Raw genomic sequence first — 22129 nt, 5'->3', positions numbered from 1 at the left:
AATGCTTACCAAGCAAAAGCCTAGTGACATGTCGTGCCAGGGGAACGCTGTTCTTTCGCTTATAGCCGGAGCCATAAAGGGCTGCGTATTTGCCGATATCGTCATAGTCAAAAAAGTGAATGGGAAGACCCTTACCGTTTTTCCTCTGGTTACTGGAACAAACGCTTCTGGCGGATCAATTGAAAACCAGGATGTTTACAATGTTCCATTCATTCAGTACCAGGCTGGAAATAGTTCGGTACAAATGACGCCCAGAGTAGGTGATATTGGCCTGGTGATTGCCTGTGATAAAGACATCACAAATGTGAAAAAAACTAAAGGCGGAGGCCCTCCACCAACTCAGCGGCGCCACTCATACTCGGATGCTGTTTACATCACGGCGATCGCCAGCCTGAATGATGAGCCGACGGAGCTTGCAGAGTTCACCGGTAGCGGCATAAACATCAAGAGCCCTGGCGTAGTTAACATCAACGGCCTGAAAGTACACCCAGACGGGAAACTTGAGCTTGTCGATGGCTCTATCGTTGATGGGCATACTCATGGTGGGGTAGTATCAGGAGGAAGCCGAACCGATCCTCTGGGGGCGGCATAGAGGGAATAAAAATGTCGTTTTTAGTTATTGCAGCATTGTTGGGATTAATACCTGCGTTCATTGCGCAAAGTAAGGGGCGATCTTTCGGCGGTTGGTGGCTCTATGGATTCTTGCTTTTCATCGTTGCAATTATTCACGTTCTTTTCGTCCCCTCGCTTAATTCTTCTGGCGCTGCCGTAGCTGATTCTAAGGGCCCAATGAGGGACTGCCCCTACTGTGCAGAGCCAGTGAAGTATCAGGCTACGAAGTGCAAGCATTGCGGGAGTGAGATTACCCCGATGGTATTACCAGAGCCAAAATACAACGGCACTCAAATTGCTTGGGATCGGGTGCTGATTCTCATAGGAGGTATTGTGGCTATTGCTTTGCTTTTCGGAGCTATGCACGATTGATGATGCCCACGTGTATGGGCACCTCCTCAGCCGAATCTGTCTTTAAAGCTGATGTCACTTTTTCTTTTTTTCATTTTGCTATTGCAGTTCGGGCAAAGGTGTTGCTTTTTGCCGTCGATCTTCCAGGTGTAGTAGTTACGTTTAAAACCTGTGCCGCATACATCGCAACGCCTTGGTTTGAAAAGGTTAACGAGAAACACTATTACGATTACGCCAATAATCCATTCCATCATGTTCTCCAGAGGTTTTGCTATTTATCGTTGTCAAGATAACCCATGCGCTTCCCAAGGATTGCAGCAAGCCTTCTGTTATGTTCCTCTCCCTCACGAAGAATTGCAGCGGTAAAGGGATCTCTTTTCTCCAGTTCGGCAAGAAACGCAGCCTTTTCCTCTGGCGTGGATTTTGAATCCAGAGCTGCCTGGGTTGAGTCAAAATCGACAATGTCGGTTTCAGCTATCAGTTTTTCTGTCTCCAGCGCATCCTGAAGGATCTGGACAATCTCAGAGTTCATAGACCTGCCGTTCCGCTTAGCGCGATCGGCTATGGCATCGCGCATGCCAACAGGCAACCTTACATTAAACCTGTCCATTTCTTGGCTAGGGAATTTGCTCATAAGTCCTCAAAGTTTCAATTTCGACGACAAACAATAGCACCAACTTGACATTGTTTTAAATGGTGCTAAATTGGTTCTAGTTCCAAATTGGTTTGGTGCTAAAACGGAGGAGAATATGAAAGACCTGTTACATAGCCAGCGCGTGATCGAGCAGTTCTCACTGAGACTGCCGGAAAGAGTCAAGAAAGCAGTTCAGGAAAAAGCAGAAGAAGAGGGGTTGTCATTGAATGCAGCGATCGTTCAGCGGTTGGTTTGGAGCTTAAAAAACGATGAGAAAATGTTCGGCGCCTAAAAACAACGAAACCCCGAAGGCTGCCACCTCCGAGGTCTCTAATTTACCAGTTAACTACGAGAAAACTGACATGACAAGTTTAGCAATTGCAGATCGTACAATCAACGTGCCTTTCTATGGCAATTCTCTTTTTGTAGTTGAGCATAACGGCGAGGCCTACACGCCGATGAAACCGATTGTTGAGGGGATGGGGCTGGACTGGAAATCTCAGCACAAAAAGATTTCTCAGCGCTTTTACAAAGGTATGGTGGAAATCACCATACCCTCAGTTGGTGGTATTCAGTCAATGATTTGCCTCGCCCTGCGCAAGCTGGCAGCCTGGCTGAACAGCATCAGTCCCAACAAAGTCCGTCCTGAAATTCGCGATAACGTCATTCGCTACCAGGAAGAGTGCGACGACGTTCTTTACGAGTACTGGACGAAAGGCGAGGTTAAGAACCCGCGCAAGGCTAAAGAGTCACTACCCGGCAAAATCACCCCTGAGCAGCAGGAAGCCATTAAGCAACTGGTAATGACTCGCGGCAAGGCGCTGCCGAAAGAGAATCAGGCCAAAGCGATGATCACCATGTGGTCTTCACTGAAATCTCACTTTGGTTGCAGTTACAAAGAAATCAGCGACGACCAGTTTACCGAGGCCCTTTCTATCGCTGCGCGTGTACCGCTTGAAGGGGAATTCCTTGGCAAGCAGGAAACACTGCCAGCGCCGAAGTTTGACGTTAACATTCCGCTTCAATGGTGGATCGATAACAACCCGTTGGTTCGCAGTGGCAACCTGTCATTTGGGAAGTCTCTAACGGCCCCGTCCTTTGACGTGACGATGGAGATGCTTTGTGGTGACAACTCGACATCTGCAGCTATTCGCCTGATTAACGTTCTGGAAGAGGCTGGCTTTGATGTGTCGGCACCTAAGGCTGAAATTGTGGCGATGCGCAAACATCTGGGTAATGTCGAGTACGGTATGAAGGCTATCGCGGATGCTTGCCGCCGGGCGGGAAATAAAACCATCTCGTTCCGTGGCGGAAAGGCTGAATACGTAATTGGTTAGGGACCTACACAAAAAGTGTAGGTCAAACGGGTTACAAAAATCTTGTAACCCATGACACAAACCTCGCTTCGGCGGGGTTTTTTTATGGGCGAAATCCATGAAAACAATATCTCTCAAACTCGACCCCGATACCTGGGATCTTGTCCTTGATGAGCTGGGTAATATCGCCACGGTTGAAAACCCCTACGCCTGCGCTCAGGACGTAGCGACGGCATGCCTGGCTATACGCGGCGAGTGCATTTACGAAAAAGACACCGGCGTTAATTACAAAGAGCTGCTGAACGTTAAGGCCAGCACCGGCGCCATGGCGGCCGCGCTTCAGGTTGAAGCGTTGCGGATGAGCTATATCGCGCGCGCTGAGCCGACGCTGATTAACAACCGCGATACGCGCCGCACTACCGGCGTTATTGCGATCGTGGATACCAATGGCCTGGATTCCAGCGTCACCCTGTGAGGAAAAAATGACGACAATCTCTACGGCGGTACCGGCCGTGACCTTTTCCACCACTGGCCTTGATGTTCCAGATGAGGGAGACATTCTTGCCGGGCGTATAGCAGATATTGGTTCTGCATTCGGGACGGCGATGAGCACGAACCTCAAGACGCCGCAGGGGCAACTGGCTGTCACTGATACTGCAATCATCGCAGACAAGAACGATCAGCTTCTGGCTATCGTCAACAACATGAACCCGGACTTTTCCTCCGGCAGATTTCAGGATGGCATCGGCAGGATTTACTTCCTCGATCGCATTGCTGCTGCGGGTACGGTTGTAACGGCCACATGCTCCGGCGTACCGGGAACGGTGATCCCGGCGCAGTCCTATGCAACCGACGACAACGGTTATATGTACGTGTCCCTGGCGGCCGGAACGATAGGTGCGGACGGGACGGTAAAGATCGAGTTCCAGAACCTGACTACCGGGCCGATAGCTTGCCCCATCGGTACGCTGACAAACATCTATGTCGCGGTAAGTGGCTGGTCGAGTATCACCAACGAGACTGCAGGTGTGCCGGGCTCGAATGTTGAAGGGCGATCTGCATTTGAATATCGCCGTCGCCAGTCAGTGGCACGTAACGCCTTCAACACAGCAGCGGCTGTGCGGGCTGCTGTCCTGGAAGTCGACGGGGTACTTGATGTTTATGTGATCGACAACAAAGAGCCGACTTCCGTCGAGAAAGGTTCCACGAATTACACGCTGCTGGCCAGCTCGATTTATATCGGGGTTTATGGCGGGGCAGTAGCTGAGATTGCAGCGGCCATCAATAAAAAACTCCCCCCGGGCACCGTTATGAACGGTGACACCACCGGAACCGTGCAGGATACCGAAAATTATGACGCCCCTTATCCGGAGTACACCTACAGGTGGAAAACGCTGGACGCGGTGAGTGTTCATATCAAGGTGGAATACGAGGCAAATGATGGCCTTCCGTCAGATATCAACGCGCAGATCAGAACGGTCGTCCTGAATGCCTTTACCGGCGCAGATGGCGGTACCCGGGCGCGTGCCGGCGCGCGAATTTATGGCAGCCGCTATATCGGACCCATTCAGGCGCTTGATGCACAGAACATGAACGTTCTTTCGGTCCAGATCTCTCTGGACGGAACCACCTGGTCTAGTGCGCTGACTATGGGGATAGATCAGGAGCCGACTCTCGATGCGACAAATATCATAACGGAGGCGGTAAGTGAATAATGTCGACTGGACGATCTACGCGCAGTACGTGAACTCAACCAGCCTGCGGTCACTGATTGACACCTTTAACGCTTCTGTAGCGCCAGAGGACTGGATAGACACGTTCTATGACCTCGTATTCAACATCGAGACCTGCGGCGATTACGGGCTGATGTGCTGGGGTAAAATCGTTGATGTAGAGCGTTTGCTGACTGTGACGCCATCCCAGCAGTTTCTGGGGTTTGGCGAAGCGACCAGCACCCCGGCAGAACTCACCGACCCGCAACCCTTTAACCAGGCGCCTTTCTATACCGGAGTGCAGGACACGAACACTGTGGTCCTGACCAATGATGCATACCGCAAGCTGATCATGTGCAAAGCGATGGCGAACATCAGCGATTGCACTGTGCCGGTCATGAACCGCATGCTGATGTACATGTTCGGCACCAGTGGGCGGGCTTACGTGCGTGACGATGGCAACCATGTCATGAGCTACGTATTCGAGTTCCAGCTTTCCGATTCGGAGCTGGCCATAGTGCAAAGCTCCGGCGCGCTTCCGTCCCCTCCCGGGGTAAAAGTTAACATCGTTCAGGAGGTCTGAATTGAATAATTCAGCCATACCGTCACGTCTGACGGTTGTCTTTTCTGTGAGCGGCGATAAAAACACGATCCCGGTCAATTCCACCTCTGAAACGCTGGCTGATGGCCTGGCGGCGATGGACTCCGGTTTCCCGCCGCTGACCCGTATCGCACTCTCTGCCGGCGGTAAACCGCCGAAGGGGCAGGACTTTAACGGCATATTTAATGACGTTTACACGCGCCTGCAATGGTCCGCAGCCGGGATGGGGTACCCCTTTAACGCAGATTTCAGAACTGCCATTTCAGGCTATCCGAAAGGTGCGGTGATCCCTTCCAGCGATTACTCGGTGTCGTGGCTCAACACCATTGACTCCAATAACACCGCGCCGGAAAAAACCGATGCCACGGCATCTGGCTGGATGCCTTCATGGGGATGCGGAGCGGCAAGCATTTCAATATCGACGGCTAACGTTAACGCCACCGATCTGCAGGCTGCTAACCCGCGGCTAATTCTCACCGGCGCGCTAACTGGTAACCGGGTCCTTTATCTCCCTCCATGGGTAAAAGACTGGACCATTGAAAATAACTGCACCGGCAGCGCTTACTACGTTCAGTTAAGCACCAGGGCAGCGGGCGCAACGGTTGTCAGCAAGCCAGGCACAGTTACTCAAGTCCACTCTGATGGAACCAACGTAACCTCCCTTTCGAAGCCTCATGGAAACATCGCTTACGCAGTCAACGGGACGTATTCGTTCGTCGTGCCTGCAGGGGTGACGCGCATTCGTTACACCGTGACGGGTGCAGGCGGATCAGGAAGCGGTTGTCAGGCGTCCTCCTCAAGTGAGTCCTATAGCGGCGGCGGCGGCGGTGCTGGCGGTACAGCTTTAGGCTGGCTGGATGTTGTTCCGGGAACGACCTTATCCGTTGTCGTTGGCAAAGGTGGCGTAGCGGTATCAGGAGCCGTGTCTGGCAATGACGGCGGCGACTCTTCTTTGGGTGGGATCATCTTCGGTCGCGGCGGAAAAAAATCCAACAAGGCCAGCATAGTGAACAGCGCCGGTGGTGATGGCGGTCTTGCATCAGGTGGCGATATCAACATTCAGGGTGGTACCGGTCAGGACGGCCAGGCTGCGACCAACATGCTTACCGGTTCTGGCGGGGCTTCGTTCTGGGGTGGTGGCGGACGTAGCGGCGCAACCGGCGGTGTGAAAGGGAAAGCAGCAGGCTCTGGCGGTGGTGGTGCTTACGATATTGATTTCAGCGGAATAGCTTACCCGTCCGGCGATGGCGCCGATGGCATTGTGCATATCGAGTGGTAATAACAGGAAAAATTATGGCGACTACCGACACACAGCAAACAGCACAGTTCGCGGCAGAGGCGTCCGTGAGTGCCGCAGAGGCAAAGCAGTACCTGATCGAGGTCCAGCAGGGATATCAGGATATTAGCGCCACCACTCAGGAAGCGATTAATGCTGCCACTACGGCTGAAGCTGCCAAGAACTCAGCAGAAACTGCTGAACAAAGTGCTGCTACTTCGGCCGTTGCCTCATCCGAATCGGCAACGGCAGCCGCAGGTTCAGCTGCGCAGGCCGAAGAGTACAAGAATGATGCCTCTGAATATGCGCTGAACAAGTTCACTTTCTATAAAACACCGAGCGATCCGGACGGCACAATTGCAGGGCTCGCTGCTACAACCAACGGACAGTCGTTTCGTGTAGCGGAAGGTCCGGAAGCGACAGCGGCATTCAAAACCTACGAGAACCAGGATGGTGTGGCTGTGCTGCAGGCTTCTCAGCCAGGCACAGCCGCTGTAACCGGGACAATCCGCGAATTTCCCACACTGGCGGACGCGCAGGCTGATGCAGACGCTGGAAATATTTCGGTGGGGTCAACGGCTTACTACCGTAGTTCTGATGGTAGCTCACTAGCGATTGAAGTAATTAACACCTCAGGCACTCTGCAGCCTACTGGGCGGAAAATGCCTTCTCAGGCTGAGATTGACGACATTAACACCAGAATTTTCTACGGCAGTGATGAGGATCCGTTTGTTTATAAGCAGATTGATTCCCAGGGGAATATAATTGACATTATATTCAAAGATGGGAAAAGCTACCGGATTGGTGAACGTGAAAATATCTCCGATGGTGTGAGTGAAAAAATAACGGCAATTAAAACATATTCTCAGGTTGCATCTATCGATGATTACACCGGTGGCTCGGCAATAGCGGTTACACCAGATGGAATGGTATGGATTCGAGGACTTGCCATCCCCATCCAGAAAATCTATGCCATAAAAAATCAGAGCCAAATTGCGCAGGCAATTAAAGCTATAGCGGAAATTGAAGCTGACGGTCTCCCTCAGATTAGAAGGACATTTTATGCAACGGACAAAAGTGGTGCACTTATAACCCAGTCCCTTCTGGTATCCAGGGTAACTAAAAATACTGGGTTTACATTGAATTCATGGCCTCAGGGCAAAGTATGTCATGATTCTACCGGGCGAATTTATGTTGGGTACAATCATGCGTCGGCTCACGGTAGTAGTGACCAATTATGTGCGCTTCGCTACAGTGATGATGAAGGCAAAACATGGAGCGATACCATTGAGCCCATCGCCAGCGAAGGAAAAGCGCGTGGTTCAGACTGGTGGGCACTGGGCTGCGATAGCGCGGACCATCTGTGGGGAATCATACGAAGCCGCGGCACGAATAACGCTCAGGGAGTAACTGCTCATAATATCTACAGGTCCACGGACAGAGGAGTTACATGGTCAAAAATAGGGGAAATCCCGCTAACCCAGACAATATCCGGAACACAATATGTTCCTGAGTTGTATCACGATTTTTTATATTATAACGGCAGGATGTATACCGGGTATCATTTTGCAAACTCATCCCGGATGGGCTTTCTGTCATTTGATATTTCCGACCCACTGAACACCATCACAACGTTCGATGCTATTGCCGATGGTGCTTATCCTACGACCAAGCTGGTTGAACCAACACTGGGTATCGATCTGGTTCAGGATGGTACGGGATATATTTATGGCGGCATACGAACGCAGGATGCAGCATACCCGTCAAAGTTTTATTTCATGCGACCTGATTTTTCAGGGTTTACGATGTATAACGCCCCGGAAAACGTGATTTACAGTGATGTGGTAGTGAAACGCATTAACGGGATGATGGTGGCGTTATTCATTGAGAGATATAACACAGGGACAATGAATTTATGGTTTGGAACGCCATCTGACTTTTACAGTAGTTCTGTGGCTTCATTTTACAAAATGAAAATTGGGCAGATACTGAACTCCGCGATACCCAGCGGAAATTCCACTAACGTAGGTGTGCAGGGTATGGACGTTATCGGAAATAACCTGGTGATGGCATGGTCTACAGAGGATGAGGCTGGAAACAGTGACACCTTCTTTGCTGTTATGAATGTTGTTCAGTCGGAATCGTATATGACACTTAATTATCTGGAGTCCTTCTAATGTCTAAATCGCTTGTTTTACAGTCCCCGTCATCATTGGACAGCGATGTGATGCCCCTCATGCTGAGTGATGGAATACATATTGCGGCTGAAAATGCGTTTACGGATTCATCTGACTCACTTGTCAAAGTTGCTGATTACATGCAGCCATCTGTTATTTACGCCTCTCCGGCTGTTGCTAAAAACCCGGGAATTGTGACTGATGATGCTGGCTTTGTCGGTCTGGTTTTCAGTGGCGCCCAGGGTTTGCTTGTAAACCCTTTTGCTTCCCTTGCCGGGTATGGTGAGGTCACCTTCTACCTGGTTGGTAAGTTTATCGCTGATACTGCGAATGATGTTTACTTTAAATGGGGGGCTGTTGAGGCGGCGACAAGCAATGATAACAAGGCGGTATACCTCAGGAGATATACGTCGAATAATGAACTGCAATTCACCTACGACCCTGGAACACCAGTAAACGTAGCTTCAGTTCACGTTCCGAGGCCATCAACCGATACGGCAATCGTTTCATGCGGTTATTCAGTGGCTAATAAAGAGATATTTGTCGGATTTAATGGAACTGAAGTTATCACCGCAATGCCACAGGTCAGTCAGGCGTTAATCAGCGAAGCGACTGGCGATTTTACGCTAGGGTACAATTATTACACGGCCGGACAGGAAAGCGAGATGACCCTGAACCGGATGCATGCCTTCCGACAGTACCATAATGCCGAACAAAGGGCTAAAGTTGTTTCCGCATTGGCTTCGGCCTTTGGCATTAGCCTGTAATACATATCTCTACCCGCCAGTTTATTAATAATCATTACGTTGCGTCTGTGCTCATGATCGATTGCTGTAGCCTGTATTGATCAGATCTCCCAATGAAATTACTGTATATAAAAACAGTGTTAATCGGAGGCAGATCATGCACCGTCAGTCAGACATCAATCAGGCTTTCCGCGAGTCCATTTTGCGCAGTTCCAAGGGGTTCCAGTACCTTCACACCCGCGACTTCGTTACCGCGCTGCGCCGGCGCGGCATCCATTTTTCCGAGGTGGAGGCTAACTCCTGGATCGCACGTGAGCAGACGTATTTCGTCGATAAGACGCCGGACCATAGCGAAAACAGGCTGTGGATGATGGCCAACATGGGGAGGGTGATCTAATGGGATTCCCTTCACCCGCGACGGATTACGTCGAGCAGCGACTGTCTGTCAACTCGATCTGCAATGTTGGGCCTAATACGTTGCTCTTCGAACGGTCTGGCGGTTACGTTGTGCTGGATATCTCCCTGAAACCAAGGCAGGGAAGTCAGGTTCTGATCCAGCACGGTGGCGGGACGGAGCTTGCCACGCTGAGAGGGAGGGCGCTGATTACTGAAGACGGCGAAGCGATCGAGGGCGAAGCCCTGGACGATGTTACTGTCATCGGCGCCGTGACGTTTACTATCTGCGATGTTCGTTCTGATAATTCTATTATTTAACTGGGGTATATATGGCGCTGAAGCTATTAGCCAATAATAACGCAAAGAGTGTGCTCGCTGCGGGTATTAGCGCGTCCGCTACCGTTATTACCGTGGGTACTGGAGCGGGGTCATTATTCCCTTCCCCTGTATCTGGGCAGAGTTATTTCAAATTAACGATAACCGACGCGGCCACGAAAACAATTTCTGAAATTATGCACGTCACGTCTGTATCCGGTGACGTGATGACAGTAATTCGTGGTCAGGAAGGAACTACGGCACGCGTATGGTCAACGAATGACATTGTCGCGAATTTAATGACCGCCGGGTCATTGTTATCTTTCCTGCAGATCAGTAATAACCTATCAGAAATTAAAGATGCCGGTGAGGATGCGGTAAATGCAGCCCGTTATAACCTCGGAATATCTGATTCCTCTGGTTTTGTCGGGCGTTCTCTTGGTGCTCCAAAAGCTTTTTATGCTAATGGAAGCTATACGCGCTCACCCTTGGCCCGTTTTGCAAAAGTAACGTTGGTCGGAGGCGGCGGCGGCGGTGGCGGGTGCCAGGCATCTAATAACACCGAAACCTTTTCCGGTGCCGGCGGCGGCGCGGCGGCAACTATTGTTGTATGGGTTGATCTGTCAGCTGCAAGCTCTTACGCGATAACTATCGGTAAGGGGGGTAAGGGCGGTGTGGGCGCAGTAAGCGGGGGCGATGGCGAATCTTCCTCGTTTGCGGGTCTGTTCTCGGCGCCGGGCGGTAAAGGTGGCGTGAAGTCTGGCATCTCGAATACTGCCGGTGGTGCCGGCGGCACGGCTACAGTTGGCGACGTCCGGATCAACGGCGGTACTGGCTCCGATGGGCAGACAGGCTCAAGTCTTTTGCCGGGGAATGGCGGAGCATCGTTTTTTGGCGGTGGAGGCCGGGCAGGCTCTCAGGCTGGTATTTCTGGCACTGCTCCCGGCTCCGGTGGTGGTGGAGCCTATGACCTCGGTTTTACCAGCACGGCATTTACCGGCGGCGATGGTGCTAATGGCATGGCGATCGTGGAAGAATTCGCGTAATGGGGCTGGGTGAGACGGTTTTGGGACAATCATAGTTTCTTAACCGTTTTCATCTCTTTCTAACTTTTCGCATCATGGGACGTGTGAGCGCAGGAATGACGCGGTAAGTATATGAATTAGCGTATAGTTCTAGGAACTTCTAAGCCGTAGGTCACAGGTTCGAATCCTGTAGGGCGTGCCATTTTGAATCAAAACGTTATACCAATCTTCATCCAGACTATTTTCCTCTCTGTGTCGTCTTTGTGTCGCTGGCGGCAAAAATGGCGTCATTGTCTTGGAGCTAGCGTCTCACACGTTACTATCCTGGATAGCGATTTTCCGTAATCTGGTCGCCTTATTGATTAATTTCATTTCTGAAAAATATTTCCGCATGCAATAAATGTTTGCAGGCAAATAATAAACAGGCTAATACTCTTCATAACTTTAATTTATGCTACCTGGGCTAGGTATCGCATTTTAAGCTGGCGCGAATGACAGTTGCTAAAGATCAATATTCAATGCTTTTTGAAAGCATACCCTCGATGTTCATCTTCGACCTGGAAAGATCCAAATGAACATCAAATTCGTCACCATCTCCGTATTCGCTGTTGTGTTTGTCTTTGCATCAGATATTTCTATCGCCAAATCGAATGCCTTAAGCGATGATCAGGTCAGGCAAAGAATTATTGATGACTCTGTCGCATCCTACCCCGGCACCTGTGCCTGCCCCTTCAATACCGCGCGGAACGGCAGCTCGTGCGGTGGCCGCAGTGCCTGGAGCAAAGCGGGTGGGTATTCACCCATTTGCTACAAGAAAGAGGTAACAAAGGAGATGGTGAAGGCGTGGCGACAAGAGAATCAATGATAATAATTAATATCTTCACCAGGTGATTATTTCCACTGGAATAGTCGTTTAAATAATATTAAATGATTATTTCGAATACGGCAGGCCATTTTCAGTGAGCACTGTTCTGTTAGAGGGGGCAGAGGCCACGGCGTATATTCTTTAACCTTGTGATATTTGACCCGAGCTAATCTATTTCCCCTCTCTGACAGTTTAAGTGCCCCGTATCCTGTTACGCAGAGTACACATAAGACACTTCCTCTTCTCACGACAAAACCGGTTCGGCGTGTTGTGTATGGAGACAGTCCCCATCACCGCAATCTGATAACAAAAAGTTTAATTTTTTTCCCCGCCGCGCTGACTATAGTTAGGGCACTTTCACTTGCCCAAAAGGTCACGATTATGAAATTAGTTATCGCCTCCGTAATTTCCCTGCTCAGCTTCAGCGCGCTGGCGGCGCCAGAGGGCACGCTCAGCGTACACATTCTTAATCAGCAAACCGGGCTCCCTTCGCCGGGGGTGCAGATTGAGCTGGATAAGCAGCAAGGGGAGAGCTGGCAGCATATCGCCACCGGCAAAACGGATGCCGATGGGCGGATTAAATCGCTCTATCCGCAGGCGGAAAATATGGAGCCGGGGGTGTATAAAGTGACGTTTAAAACCGGTGACTATTTTAAAAGCCAAAACATGAATACGTTCTTCCCGGTGGTTCCGGTTATTTTCAATGTCACAAAGCAAAATCAAAAACTGCATATCCCGCTGCTGCTCAGTCAGTACGGATACTCTACCTACCGCGGCAGCTGATAACTCAAGCCGTTATCCAGCCAACGCCTGCGCGTCTCCCGCAGGCGTCACCCTTTCCCCGCACAACGACGCCCACGCCTAACGCTTGGTCTCTTTCTCTTTAAAATGGTTAACGGCTTCGTCGTACATCGCCAGCAGGCCGGAAATATCGCCTTCATATTGCGGCACGCGCTGGGCGCGAACGAGCTCAATTATCAGCGCATAGGCTGCTTCTTCCGGGGCCGCATGTGGGTTGATCAGTCCAGACATATCACCTCCTTAACAGTGGGCCTTTAGCCTACCCCTCGCCGGGAAACCGCAACAGCCTGATATGCGACCAGTACTTCTTGTATGACTCTGCTGAAACTTCAGAGGCGAAGACCACGGCGGAAATCCATTGAATGAGGCGTTATCCAGGCCACTGGCGTGGCGGTTAGCGCTGCGTCTATACCGGCAGCAGGCTCATCATCAGCCAGGCGATAGCGATGCAGATGAGGGTCATCGACAGCACAAAATTCATGGTAGCTCCTCTTCATCCTTTCTTTACTCAGCGTAAATTTTGACAGCGCTGATCGCCTTTATCCTTGGCGATTTGTGCCGCTATCCAGCGGTGGGGTGGGGAAAGACGGCCTGTTTCCCCGGGCAGGCCAGCAAAATATCCTCTTTGTCAGCGTTATAGTGATGACATCAATGAATAAGCTGCATCACATTGGTTATGTTGGTCTTTCCGCCTGAAGAATGACTTCAGGTCGCTGATAAGCTGCTGGGGGAACTGACAGGATGAGCACCACACCGTTAACGCTTTCTATTGCCGGGCAACCGACGCCCATCACCCTGCCGCAGGTGCCGGGAAGCCGGGGCCACGTGGGGGTCGACATACGCGAGCTGAATCAGTCCGGATTCTGCAGCTACGACCCCGGCTTCGCCAACACCGCCGGATGCCAGTCGGCGATCTCGTGGATCGATACGGAAAACAGCGTGCTGCTGCACCGCGGCTATCCGGTGGACCAGCTGGCCCGCCAGTGTGATTTTCTCGAGGTGGCGTACATCATGCTGCGGGGCGACGCGCCGGATGAGGCCAGCTATCAAACGTTTCGCGAAACCATCACCCGCCATACCCTGGTGCATGAGCAGATAGCCCGCATGTGCAGTGGCTTTCGTCGCGATTCGCACCCGATGGCGCTGATGTGCGCCCTGGTGGGGGCGCTGGCGGCGTTCTATCATGATGTCCTGGATGTGGAAAATCCGGAGCACCGGGCGCTGGCCGCCACGCGGCTGCTGTCGAAAATGCCCACTATCGCCGCCATGAGCTACAAGTACACCATTGAACAACCCGCCGCGTATCCGCGCAACGATCTCTCCTATGCCGGCAATTTCCTGCAGATGCTGTTTGCTATCCCGGCCGAGAAGTACGTCCTCAATCCGGTCATCGAGCAGGCGATGAACCAGATCCTGGTCCTGCATGCCGATCACGGGCAGTGCGCCTCCACCACCACGGTGCGCGCGGCGGGCTCCTCCGGGGCGAACTTATTCGCCTGCGTCGCCGCCGGGCTAGCGTCGCTGTGGGGACCGATGCACGGCGGCGCCAATGAGTCGAGCATGCGGATGCTGGAAGAGATTGAAAGCGTCGATCAGGTTCCGGCGTTTCTGCGTCAGGCAAAACGCGACCCGCAGGCATTTCGCCGCCTCGGTTTTGGCAACTCACGCTACCGTCACCGCGACCCGCGCGCCGATATCCTGCGTGAAACCAGCCATCGGGTACTGGCGGAGATAGGAATGTCCGACCGTCTGCTGCAGGTGGCGATGGCCCTTGAGGACGTGGCGCTGACCGACCCCTACTTTGTGGAAAATGGCCTGTCGCCGAGCGTGGATTTTTATACCGCGGTGATCCTCAAGGCGATGAATCTGCCTTCGTCGATGTTTGCGGTGGTCACCGCCGTCGGACGGACGGTCGGCTGGGTGGCGCACTGGAACGAGATGCACCAGGCGCCGCTGACCATCTACCGGCCACGGCAGATTTATGTTGGCGAGGACTATCGGAATTACGTCTCACGGCGCGGCGAGCCGTCTGCTAACCCAAGGTAATGCCTTACGGGCAGGAGGCGCGCGGCGTCTTCCTGCCCTGGCGGCATGTCACTCAGAGGTGCCGGGAGAGCAGGTAGTGCTCAACGGCGGTATATTCGGTGAGTCGGGTATACAGCGTTAGCAAGGCGCTTATAAATGCGTTTACCTCACCGACCTGCGGCCCGGCGGTGGTGAGTAACGGCTGCAGCGTAGCCCTTAGCTGTTCCAGGTCGGGCTTCAGCACATAGGGAATATGCAGCGTGCATAGCAGGGCCTCGGCCTGATGATAATCGTGGCGAGACGGGAGCGTCTCGTCGGCGTTAAGCCAGCTCAGGATCATCAGCATGAGGCGATCTTTAGCGTAGAGATACGATTTCATGGCCAGTCTCCTGTCGATAGTGGCGCAATACCATTCCCTGAACTTTAGTGACCAATTCCACGTTATTTTTTACCGCCAGCTTGCTGAGCACGCGTGAACGATAATAGTAGACCCGTTTGATCGTGAGCTGCATGGTGCTGGCCACGTGGCACAACGGCATCCCCCCCATCAGCAGGCTGATTAAAAAGGTCTCCTTACGGGTCAGGTTATAGCTGTCCGGGATCGCAATATAAAGTTTGTTTGCCGGCGGGGATGACCGTAGCGGCCAGCGGGCCAGCGCCGCGCTGAGCCCGGCAAAGCAGGTAATAAACTCCGCGCCGACCACGATGGCCAGGCTGCTTTCCAGTTCGCTCAGCGTGTAGCCAGGCCTGGTAAAAAGAAAGATACGGAGCAGGGGATTAAATGCTTTAAGGCTCAGTGCGACCTGCAGCACTTCGATGCTGGCGCGGCTGTAATCGATCAGGATGGTGCTTAACCGGGCACCGGCATCGGTCGCAAAAAAAGTATAAAACATCTCACTCTGCCCGCTAAATGGGTAACAGATCAATTCTTTAATATCCAGAGGCTTGCTGTGGGGCTCATTAATATACGCCTTCAGCGCAATATTAAAATATTCTGAATCCGTAATGCAGATCAACATAATGACCTCCTGGCATAAATACAGCTGTGCATGCTGTCCTGCTTGATTCGACAATTTACTGTAGGTATTAAAGATCAAAAATAACATACTCCCTGCGGTGTGAATCCAGGGGGGAGGGTGCAGGAGGATAATGGCGATAATCAGGGTGAGATAGGTAGATCGCATTTTTTAGATGTTTTCAATGAAATAAAAAATAAAAATTTCTCTTAATTTTCAGGTTGTTGTGTTTTTATTTGTGTTTTTTTTTATTTATTCGCATGACTTTAAGACTATTCTATAAAAATAAGAAACTGTCCTGGTGGTGAGTTTGAATAATAAATGACGAAATGAGTAGGATGTCAGTGCAAGGAAGGGGTTAAAAGATAACCGGCTAATCCAATAGGCTGAGTATTAATAAATTGTACGTAGAAAGTACGCCAGGGGTATTTCCTGAACGATCCTACCATAAGCGTGGTGATGAGGAGTGATTATGAAAAAATATAGCAAAGGAACGGCATCTTTCGTCGCGATGATGATGCTTTCTCCGGTAGCGGCGCAGGCTGCTGATGGCAAAGTCACCTTTAATGGTGAAGTCATCGAAAATACCTGTACGGTAGTGAATAAAGACAAGACGGTGACTCTGCCGACGGTCCAGCGTTCGGCGCTCAGCAGTGCGGGCGAGACGGCGGGCGTCGTTCCCTTCACCATCGATCTGATGAGCTGTACCCCGGGATCCGATGTCTCGGTGTACTTCGAGAAGGATCAATTCGTTTCCACGGAGGGGCGACTAAAAAACACTCTGTCTGACGGCACGGAAGCAGAAAATGTCGATGTGGAGCTGCTGAACACCCGGTTTACGGCGATTAACCTCGCGGAGAGCCCGACGATTGCTGCGGACGGCACCGTTGCCCGCCCTTCGGTGATCCCGGTGGCGGTCGCTGAGCAGGATGGTTCCGCTTCGCTGCCTTTCTACGCCCGCTACTATGCGACCGACGCCGCTACGGCTGGAAAAGTCGCGACCTACGTCAACTTTACGGTGGTCTATCCGTAAACCCAGTCCACGGCCCCGATCAGGGGCCGTTTATCCACCCGGCAAGGAGGAGGTGAATATGCGGCGTATGGTTCTGGCATGGCTGCTTTCCAGCATTTTACCCTCGGCGGACGCCAGCATGGTTATTGACGGCACACGGATCGTTTTTCCCGGCGACAAAAAAGAGATCGCGGTCAGGGCCACCAATGTGGGGGAGACGCCGTCGCTGACCCAGGTCTGGGTCGACGATGGCAGCGTGCAAAATCGACCGGAAAAAGATTCGGCGCCGTTTATTGTGCTGCCGCCGATTGTGCGCATTGAGCCGGGAAAAGGCCAAAGCTGGCGCCTGGTGTTCAACGGCAGCCGTCTGCCCCAGGATCGGGAATCGCTATTCTGGTTCAATCTGCTGGACATCCCGCCTGAGCCGAAAAACGGCACGGCAATCAATTATCTGCAACTCGCGATACGGTCGCGCATCAAGCTGTTTTACCGTCCGGCAGGCGTGGCGGCGGACAAAATAGCGCCGGACAAAGCGCTGAGCTGGGCGCTGGCTCCCGCAGGCGGTGGTCTGCGGGTGAGTAATGCCTCATCGCGCTATATCACCATCGACAGCATCACCCTTAACGGACAAAAACAGTCCGCTGGCATGGTAGCCCCTTTTTCCTCGCTGGTTATCACGCCTAAAGGGGGCGCGCTGCACATGCTGCCAGCGAGATTCAGCTTCACCACCATCAATGATTACGGCGCAGTAGTGAATCATAATTATCCTCAGTAAGGACATTATTATGAAACTCAGGGAGATCAAGTTTGGGTTAATGCTCCTCCTACCCTGGCAAGAGGCATGGGCGGCAGAAGCGTTTAGTTTTAACCGTGCCCATTTGCACGGCGCCGCGCCGGTTGATCTCCAGAAATATCAATACGGTAATCCGCTGCACCCCGGACAGTATCGCAGCCTCCTCTCGGTGAATGGCCGGGACATGGCGGAAGAGACGTTTGTTATCCAGGAATACGATGGCCAGCCCGAGCCCTGCATCTCGCCCTCGCTGTTCGACGCCCTGCAGCTGAAGGACGCTCAATGGCCAGCGGCGGCCACCTGCCTGCGCTTTGCGCAAATCGATAAGGCGATTGCCTGGGAGTATGACAGCGGAGAAAATGTCCTGCGGGTGAATATGCCCCAGGCGCTGCTGCAATCCCCTTATCGCGGGGCGGTGAATCTGAAGAAGGTAGACAGCGGCGTGCCCGCCGCGGTGCTGCGCTATCAGGCCAACAGCTATCAGAGCATCGTCGACGGGGATAGCAGCAGCCATCATTACCTCGGCCTGGATGCCAGCCTGCGCGCCTTTGGCTGGCGGTTACATCACCAGTCCAGCTACCAGGCTCAGGCCGGGGATAAGCATTGGGATAGCATCGCCACCTGGGCAGAGAGAAGTCTGGTGAACTGGGCTTCCACCTTACGGCTGGGTCAGGGGTGGACCGACGGGACCTTCTTTGACAGCGTCAGTTTTATCGGCGGCAGGCTGGCCACCGATGTCCGCATGCTGCCGGGCTCCCGTCGCGGCTTTGCGCCGTCGATCAGCGGGGTGGCGCGCACTAATGCTCGCGTGACGGTCACCCAGAACGGTGCCCTGTTGTACGAGGCAACGGTTCCGCCGGGTAAGTTCACCTTCGACGATCTCTATCCCACCAACGCCGGCGGCGATTTACAGGTGACGATCCATGAGGCGGACGGCAGTCAGGACACCTTTACCGTGCCTTACGCTGTGCTACCTGGTCTGGTGCGGGCCGGCGCCGTCTATTATGACCTGTCGCTGGGCTATCTGGATGAGAACGGGATCGCCGGGCGGCCGGGATTTGGCGAAGCAACGGTGCAGTACGGCTTCAATGATTATGTCAGCGGCTACACCGGGGCCAACGCGACGACGGATTATTACTCGACGCTGGTCGGCAGCGCCTTCAACACTTACTGGGGGGCGCTGGCGGTCGATCTTTCTCGTTCTGCGGCCAGGGGCAGGGAACGCGGCTGGCAGGAGGGCTATCGCTGGCGGGTGTCCGCAGCAAAATCCTTCTCCTCTGACACGCGAATGCTGGTGTCGATGAGCCACAGCAACGACGGCAACTATCGATCCATTCGCGATGCCGCCTGGGAGCATGACAGTCATCCCAATGACTGGCGGGAGATGACGCGCTACAGCGCGACATTGTCCCAGCAGGCAGGTAGCGGCAGTCTGTCGTTTAACGGAATATGGAGTGAGGACGTCCGCCACCACCGCTGGCGCTCCTATCAGCTGGGGTACGCCAATCGTTATGGTCGGCTCAATTACTATCTGTACGCCCAGCAGAGTCAGGATATACATCACCGCAATAATCAGGTGGTGGGGGCCTCTTTCTCGCTGACGTTCGGCCCGGCGGGCAGCCTGACCACCCGCTTTAACCACGATAAGAACTACGGCAGCCAGCTGCAGTCCAGCTATACCGGCAGCGCTGGCGCTAAAAACGCCTTCAGCTACGGCCTGACAGCCAGCTACGACATGCCGCGGCAGAACCCGCATGAAGCCAGCGTGGGGGCCAACGGTAATCTGCGGACGGATTATGCGTACCTGAATGCCAGCGCCAGCGCGGGTCGACATCAGCAGCAGTATTCGCTGGGGGCATCGGGTGCCCTGGTGGCGCATCAGGGCGGAATGACCGCCACCCCCGAGCTGGGTGAGACCTTTGCGATTGTGGAAGCGCCCGGCGCGGCGGGGGCCAGGGTGGCGAACCGCCTCGGACAGCCGATTAATCGCCAGGGTTTCACGATTATCCCTTACCTCGATCCCTTTACCGATAACTGGCTCGATCTCGATCCGCAGGGCATGAACGACCATGTGGAGATCGTTTCCAGCAGCACGACGGTGGTGCCCGATTCGGGCGCTGCGGTGAAGGTAAAATTTGTCACGCGCACCGGCTACCCGTGGTTTGCCCACGTCACGCTGTCCGATGGCGCGGCGCCGCCACTGGGCGCGGAAGTATTAGACGACAGCGACCAGGCGATTGGCGCTGTCGGTCAGGGCGGGCTGCTGTATGCCCGGGTGCCGCAGGTCCGCGGTAGCGTCTCGGTAGTCTGGGGGGAACGCAGCGCGCAGCGCTGCCGGTTGGACTATGCCATCCACGGCGAGGCGGCGCAGCAGGATAGCAGAGGTACGCCGCACCAGGTCTGCCGTCCCGGATTAAAGGAGAAATAATATGAAAAAAATCATCGCATCAGGGGGAGCCCTCTTACTGGCCTGGGGCTATTGCGCCTCGCCGTCGGCGGCGTGCCAGATGGTGAGTGGTAAAACTATCGAGTATTCGGTCAACGTCAGCCAGGCCAGTATCAACCTTGACGTCAGCAATCGCCCCGTCGGCTCCCTGCTGTACAGTTACGGCGGGATGATAATCACCAATAATGAGCGCTGGGAGATCGCCTGCAGCGGCAGCGAGTCCGGCGGGTTTCAGAGCATTGGCGGCTCCCGGGTCGGCCCGGCGGGAAACGGCAAGCCGGGGGATATCTATAGCATCGACCGCCTGCCGGGCATCGGCTACAGCTTTCAGATGGGGGAACAGGATGGCATTAATTTCGATCCCCTGTTCACGGCCTGGCCTTCCGCGCCGGTATTTTCCGGCCAGCGCGCATTTCAGGCGGAAAATAAAAAACCGACCATCTATTTCTGGCGTATTGCCGACAACGGCGGCCTGCCGCCGCCAGGCGAGTATTGTCTTAACGATTACCTCGGCGATATTTTTCTGGGCGGCGTGCAGGCGATGCGTTTTAGCGTCAGCGGGCTCTGTATCCATATCAAATCGCCCACCTGCAAGATTACAGACGACAGTAAAAATATTAACGTCTTCCTCGGGCGGCATAATAAAACGGCGTTTACCGGACTCAACAGCACTACCGCCCCGATCCCCTTTAACATCAACCTGACGGAGTGTGAAAATGTCGGCAGCGTGTTTATGCAGTTTAACGCGACGGCGGACAGCGCCATGGCCGCCAACGAGGTGATTAAAATCGATGACCAACCTGAAGGCGCATCCGGGCTCGGCGTGCAGATCCTCACCGCCGGCGGCGCGCTGGTGCCGCTAAACCAGGTGAGCCAGATCTGGTCCGGAAGCAAGGGTAGCCAGACGAATTACCGTTTTGCCTATCAGGCCCGTTATATCCAGACCCAACCTTCGGTGACAGCGGGCGAGGCGAATGCCAGCGCGACCTTCGTGGTGACCTATAACTGATCGGCCTGACGGCGCGGCGCCGTCAGGCATGCGCCAGTAAAGGAAACATCAACTTCCTGTCTTTAAACAGGTTTTCCTTGTGGTCATAGACAAAGAGGATATCTTCTCCCTCAATCTTCTCGTACTCGCCGAGCCGGTCTTCATTGGGGGTAAAACCGAGGATAGCCTGGTAAACATGGTCATCGGCCAGCTCGTTGACCAGCGTCGACAGGCTTTTGCCCGTGTCGCAGAACAGGTCAAAGCAGATCAGCACCGGGCCGTTTTGCATGGCGATAACCACCGCTTCATTTTTTGCCGAATAGTAAACGAAATGCTTCATAAAGGCGGAGCAGTAAAACATCAGCAGGCCAAAGTTGTTCTCCACCCGCAGCGGTGAGAACGGGTTGGATTTTTCATAGTAATGGCGGAGCAGGGCGACATCGTCCGCGCGGTCCATATCCAGTTTGCGAAAATCACCGGCGCGCGGAGAGACCGGCATAATATATTGATGCTCTTCGCTGCGGGTGAAACCAAATTTGGGGTAAAAATCCACCGTGGTGGGATTGGCAAATAAAAAGAAGGCGTCCGCCTCCTGCTGCCAGTCCTGCAGGATGTGATGGATAAGCTGACCGGCTAGGCCCTTATTACGGTGGTCCGGTTCGGTCATCACGGTGCCAATCTGAATATAACGCCGGGGTTCGCCCTGCCAGCGCAGATCGATGATGTTGGCCGAGGCGTTAGCGATAATTTTATTACGTTCGACAAAGGCGTAGGGGATATAGGCGTCAGTCCAGTAACCTTGTTGATACCACTCTTCAAAAGACAGGTCGAAAGTCTTAACGGCAAGGTCAATGAAGCTTTTTCTTAATGTGTTATTTTCTCTGACTTGCTTCACTAATTGATAATTCATTGTCATAGTTCCTTCTCACTATGGCTTCTGAAAGCGACGACGTCGGCAAAGGCACTTGCGTCGAATGAGCGCTGTAAACGTAGCATATCTGGGAAAAGGATCCGCATTGGCG

Annotated in this window: 27 protein-coding genes; 21 read left to right on the top strand and 6 right to left on the bottom strand. The window is 53.2% G+C overall.

Going from position 1 to position 22129, the window contains the following annotated elements; genetic code table 11:
- Nucleotide 1: 1 nt before the first annotated feature.
- Together ABLV54_RS08485 and ABLV54_RS08480 are read left to right on the top strand one after the other, a co-directional pair.
- Nucleotides 2-592: a Gp138 family membrane-puncturing spike protein gene (locus ABLV54_RS08485; protein ID WP_348813941.1), complete on the top strand. Its 591-nt coding sequence runs from the start codon at nt 2-4 to the stop codon at nt 590-592.
- 11 nt (nt 593-603) lie between these two features.
- The gene (locus tag ABLV54_RS08480; protein WP_348813939.1) at nt 604-984 is read left to right on the top strand and encodes a zinc ribbon domain-containing protein; all 381 of its coding nucleotides are present in this window, start codon (nt 604-606) and stop codon (nt 982-984) included.
- A 26-nt stretch (nt 985-1010) separates the two neighbouring features.
- Here the strand turns inward: ABLV54_RS08480 and ABLV54_RS08475 are convergent, their stop codons facing one another.
- Both ABLV54_RS08475 and ABLV54_RS08470 read right to left on the bottom strand, forming a co-directional pair.
- Nucleotides 1011-1217 (bottom strand): hypothetical protein, encoded by a 207-nt coding sequence (locus tag ABLV54_RS08475; protein ID WP_227507444.1) that lies wholly within the window; start codon nt 1215-1217, stop codon nt 1011-1013.
- Between the two features lie 17 nt (nt 1218-1234).
- The gene (locus ABLV54_RS08470) at nt 1235-1597 is read right to left on the bottom strand and encodes an Arc family DNA-binding protein (RefSeq protein ID WP_032693640.1); all 363 of its coding nucleotides are present in this window, start codon (nt 1595-1597) and stop codon (nt 1235-1237) included.
- 115 nt (nt 1598-1712) lie between these two features.
- Here ABLV54_RS08470 and ABLV54_RS08465 point away from each other — a divergent pair, with 115 nt between their 5' ends.
- From ABLV54_RS08465 to uraH, 13 genes are all read left to right on the top strand, one after another.
- A complete protein-coding gene (locus ABLV54_RS08465; protein ID WP_014342925.1) occupies nt 1713-1889 on the top strand; it encodes an Arc family DNA-binding protein in 177 nt (58 codons plus the stop codon).
- Nucleotides 1890-1995: 106 nt separating this feature from the next.
- Nucleotides 1996-2934 (top strand): phage antirepressor N-terminal domain-containing protein, encoded by a 939-nt coding sequence (locus ABLV54_RS08460; protein WP_185953508.1) that lies wholly within the window; start codon nt 1996-1998, stop codon nt 2932-2934.
- 97 nt (nt 2935-3031) lie between these two features.
- Nucleotides 3032-3388, top strand: coding sequence for a hypothetical protein (locus ABLV54_RS08455; protein WP_001518114.1), 357 nt, complete (start codon nt 3032-3034; stop codon nt 3386-3388).
- Nucleotides 3389-3395: 7 nt separating this feature from the next.
- A complete protein-coding gene (locus ABLV54_RS08450) occupies nt 3396-4628 on the top strand; it encodes a baseplate J/gp47 family protein (RefSeq protein WP_101881433.1) in 1233 nt (410 codons plus the stop codon).
- Nucleotides 4621-5208 carry a DUF2612 domain-containing protein gene (locus tag ABLV54_RS08445; RefSeq protein ID WP_110236459.1) on the top strand — a complete coding sequence of 196 codons (588 nt, stop codon included), beginning with the start codon at nt 4621-4623 and terminating at the stop codon, nt 5206-5208. Before ABLV54_RS08450 ends, ABLV54_RS08445 begins: the two co-directional genes overlap by 8 nt.
- A gap of 1 nt (nt 5209) precedes the next feature.
- Complete coding sequence (locus ABLV54_RS08440; protein WP_064169456.1) at nt 5210-6505, top strand: hypothetical protein; 1296 nt, start codon at nt 5210-5212, stop codon at nt 6503-6505.
- Between the two features lie 14 nt (nt 6506-6519).
- Nucleotides 6520-8679 carry a sialidase family protein gene (locus ABLV54_RS08435; RefSeq protein ID WP_348813935.1) on the top strand — a complete coding sequence of 720 codons (2160 nt, stop codon included), beginning with the start codon at nt 6520-6522 and terminating at the stop codon, nt 8677-8679.
- On the top strand, nt 8679-9446 hold the full coding sequence (locus tag ABLV54_RS08430) for a hypothetical protein (RefSeq protein ID WP_348813933.1): 768 nt from the start codon (nt 8679-8681) through the stop codon (nt 9444-9446). Before ABLV54_RS08435 ends, ABLV54_RS08430 begins: the two co-directional genes overlap by 1 nt.
- 136 nt (nt 9447-9582) lie before the next feature.
- Nucleotides 9583-9822, top strand: a complete 240-nt coding sequence (locus ABLV54_RS08425; RefSeq protein WP_089647983.1) for a hypothetical protein — start codon at nt 9583-9585, stop codon at nt 9820-9822.
- Nucleotides 9822-10139 carry a hypothetical protein gene (locus tag ABLV54_RS08420; RefSeq protein ID WP_348813931.1) on the top strand — a complete coding sequence of 106 codons (318 nt, stop codon included), beginning with the start codon at nt 9822-9824 and terminating at the stop codon, nt 10137-10139. Before ABLV54_RS08425 ends, ABLV54_RS08420 begins: the two co-directional genes overlap by 1 nt.
- A gap of 11 nt (nt 10140-10150) precedes the next feature.
- Nucleotides 10151-11182 carry a glycine-rich domain-containing protein gene (locus ABLV54_RS08415; protein ID WP_348813929.1) on the top strand — a complete coding sequence of 344 codons (1032 nt, stop codon included), beginning with the start codon at nt 10151-10153 and terminating at the stop codon, nt 11180-11182.
- 550 nt (nt 11183-11732) lie between these two features.
- On the top strand, nt 11733-12026 hold the full coding sequence (locus tag ABLV54_RS08410; RefSeq protein WP_048296911.1) for a hypothetical protein: 294 nt from the start codon (nt 11733-11735) through the stop codon (nt 12024-12026).
- Nucleotides 12027-12407: 381 nt separating this feature from the next.
- A complete protein-coding gene (uraH, locus tag ABLV54_RS08405; RefSeq protein ID WP_008805473.1) occupies nt 12408-12809 on the top strand; it encodes a hydroxyisourate hydrolase in 402 nt (133 codons plus the stop codon).
- A gap of 78 nt (nt 12810-12887) precedes the next feature.
- On the opposite strand, the gene ABLV54_RS08400 is transcribed toward uraH, so the two are convergent.
- Nucleotides 12888-13058 (bottom strand): hypothetical protein, encoded by a 171-nt coding sequence (locus tag ABLV54_RS08400; RefSeq protein ID WP_023288674.1) that lies wholly within the window; start codon nt 13056-13058, stop codon nt 12888-12890.
- Nucleotides 13059-13382: 324 nt separating this feature from the next.
- Here ABLV54_RS08400 and ABLV54_RS08395 point away from each other — a divergent pair, with 324 nt between their 5' ends.
- Together ABLV54_RS08395 and ABLV54_RS08390 are read left to right on the top strand one after the other, a co-directional pair.
- On the top strand, nt 13383-13523 hold the full coding sequence (locus ABLV54_RS08395; RefSeq protein WP_044521369.1) for a hypothetical protein: 141 nt from the start codon (nt 13383-13385) through the stop codon (nt 13521-13523).
- A gap of 45 nt (nt 13524-13568) precedes the next feature.
- Entirely contained in the window at nt 13569-14873 is a 1305-nt protein-coding gene (locus ABLV54_RS08390; RefSeq protein ID WP_348813926.1) for a citrate synthase, read from the top strand.
- A gap of 52 nt (nt 14874-14925) precedes the next feature.
- Here ABLV54_RS08390 and ABLV54_RS08385 read toward each other — a convergent pair whose 3' ends face one another.
- Nucleotides 14926-15231: a hypothetical protein gene (locus ABLV54_RS08385; RefSeq protein ID WP_044521373.1), complete on the bottom strand. Its 306-nt coding sequence runs from the start codon at nt 15229-15231 to the stop codon at nt 14926-14928.
- The gene (locus ABLV54_RS08380; RefSeq protein ID WP_048296915.1) at nt 15209-15871 is read right to left on the bottom strand and encodes a LuxR C-terminal-related transcriptional regulator; all 663 of its coding nucleotides are present in this window, start codon (nt 15869-15871) and stop codon (nt 15209-15211) included. The genes ABLV54_RS08385 and ABLV54_RS08380 overlap by 23 nt, the downstream gene beginning before the upstream one ends.
- Before the next feature lie 469 nt (nt 15872-16340).
- Here ABLV54_RS08380 and ABLV54_RS08375 point away from each other — a divergent pair, with 469 nt between their 5' ends.
- From ABLV54_RS08375 to ABLV54_RS08360, 4 genes are read left to right on the top strand one after another with little or no spacing between them, the layout of a single operon-like run.
- Nucleotides 16341-16901, top strand: a complete 561-nt coding sequence (locus ABLV54_RS08375) for a fimbrial protein (protein ID WP_048296917.1) — start codon at nt 16341-16343, stop codon at nt 16899-16901.
- A 58-nt stretch (nt 16902-16959) separates the two neighbouring features.
- Complete coding sequence (locus ABLV54_RS08370) at nt 16960-17655, top strand: molecular chaperone (RefSeq protein ID WP_050533048.1); 696 nt, start codon at nt 16960-16962, stop codon at nt 17653-17655.
- A gap of 10 nt (nt 17656-17665) precedes the next feature.
- Entirely contained in the window at nt 17666-20101 is a 2436-nt protein-coding gene (locus ABLV54_RS08365; protein WP_050533047.1) for a fimbria/pilus outer membrane usher protein, read from the top strand.
- 1 nt (nt 20102) lies between these two features.
- Complete coding sequence (locus tag ABLV54_RS08360) at nt 20103-21128, top strand: fimbrial protein (RefSeq protein ID WP_048296920.1); 1026 nt, start codon at nt 20103-20105, stop codon at nt 21126-21128.
- Between the two features lie 22 nt (nt 21129-21150).
- Here the strand turns inward: ABLV54_RS08360 and ABLV54_RS08355 are convergent, their stop codons facing one another.
- Nucleotides 21151-22017 (bottom strand): GNAT family N-acetyltransferase, encoded by an 867-nt coding sequence (locus ABLV54_RS08355; protein ID WP_050533046.1) that lies wholly within the window; start codon nt 22015-22017, stop codon nt 21151-21153.
- Nucleotides 22018-22129 lie beyond the last annotated feature (112 nt).

The organism is Klebsiella sp. JB_Kp042, from assembly GCF_040065275.1.
Taxonomy (GTDB): Bacteria; Pseudomonadota; Gammaproteobacteria; order Enterobacterales; family Enterobacteriaceae; genus Klebsiella; species Klebsiella quasipneumoniae.
Note: the sequence above shows the minus strand (reverse complement) of the source record. Positions and strands in the feature narration are given on the sequence as shown.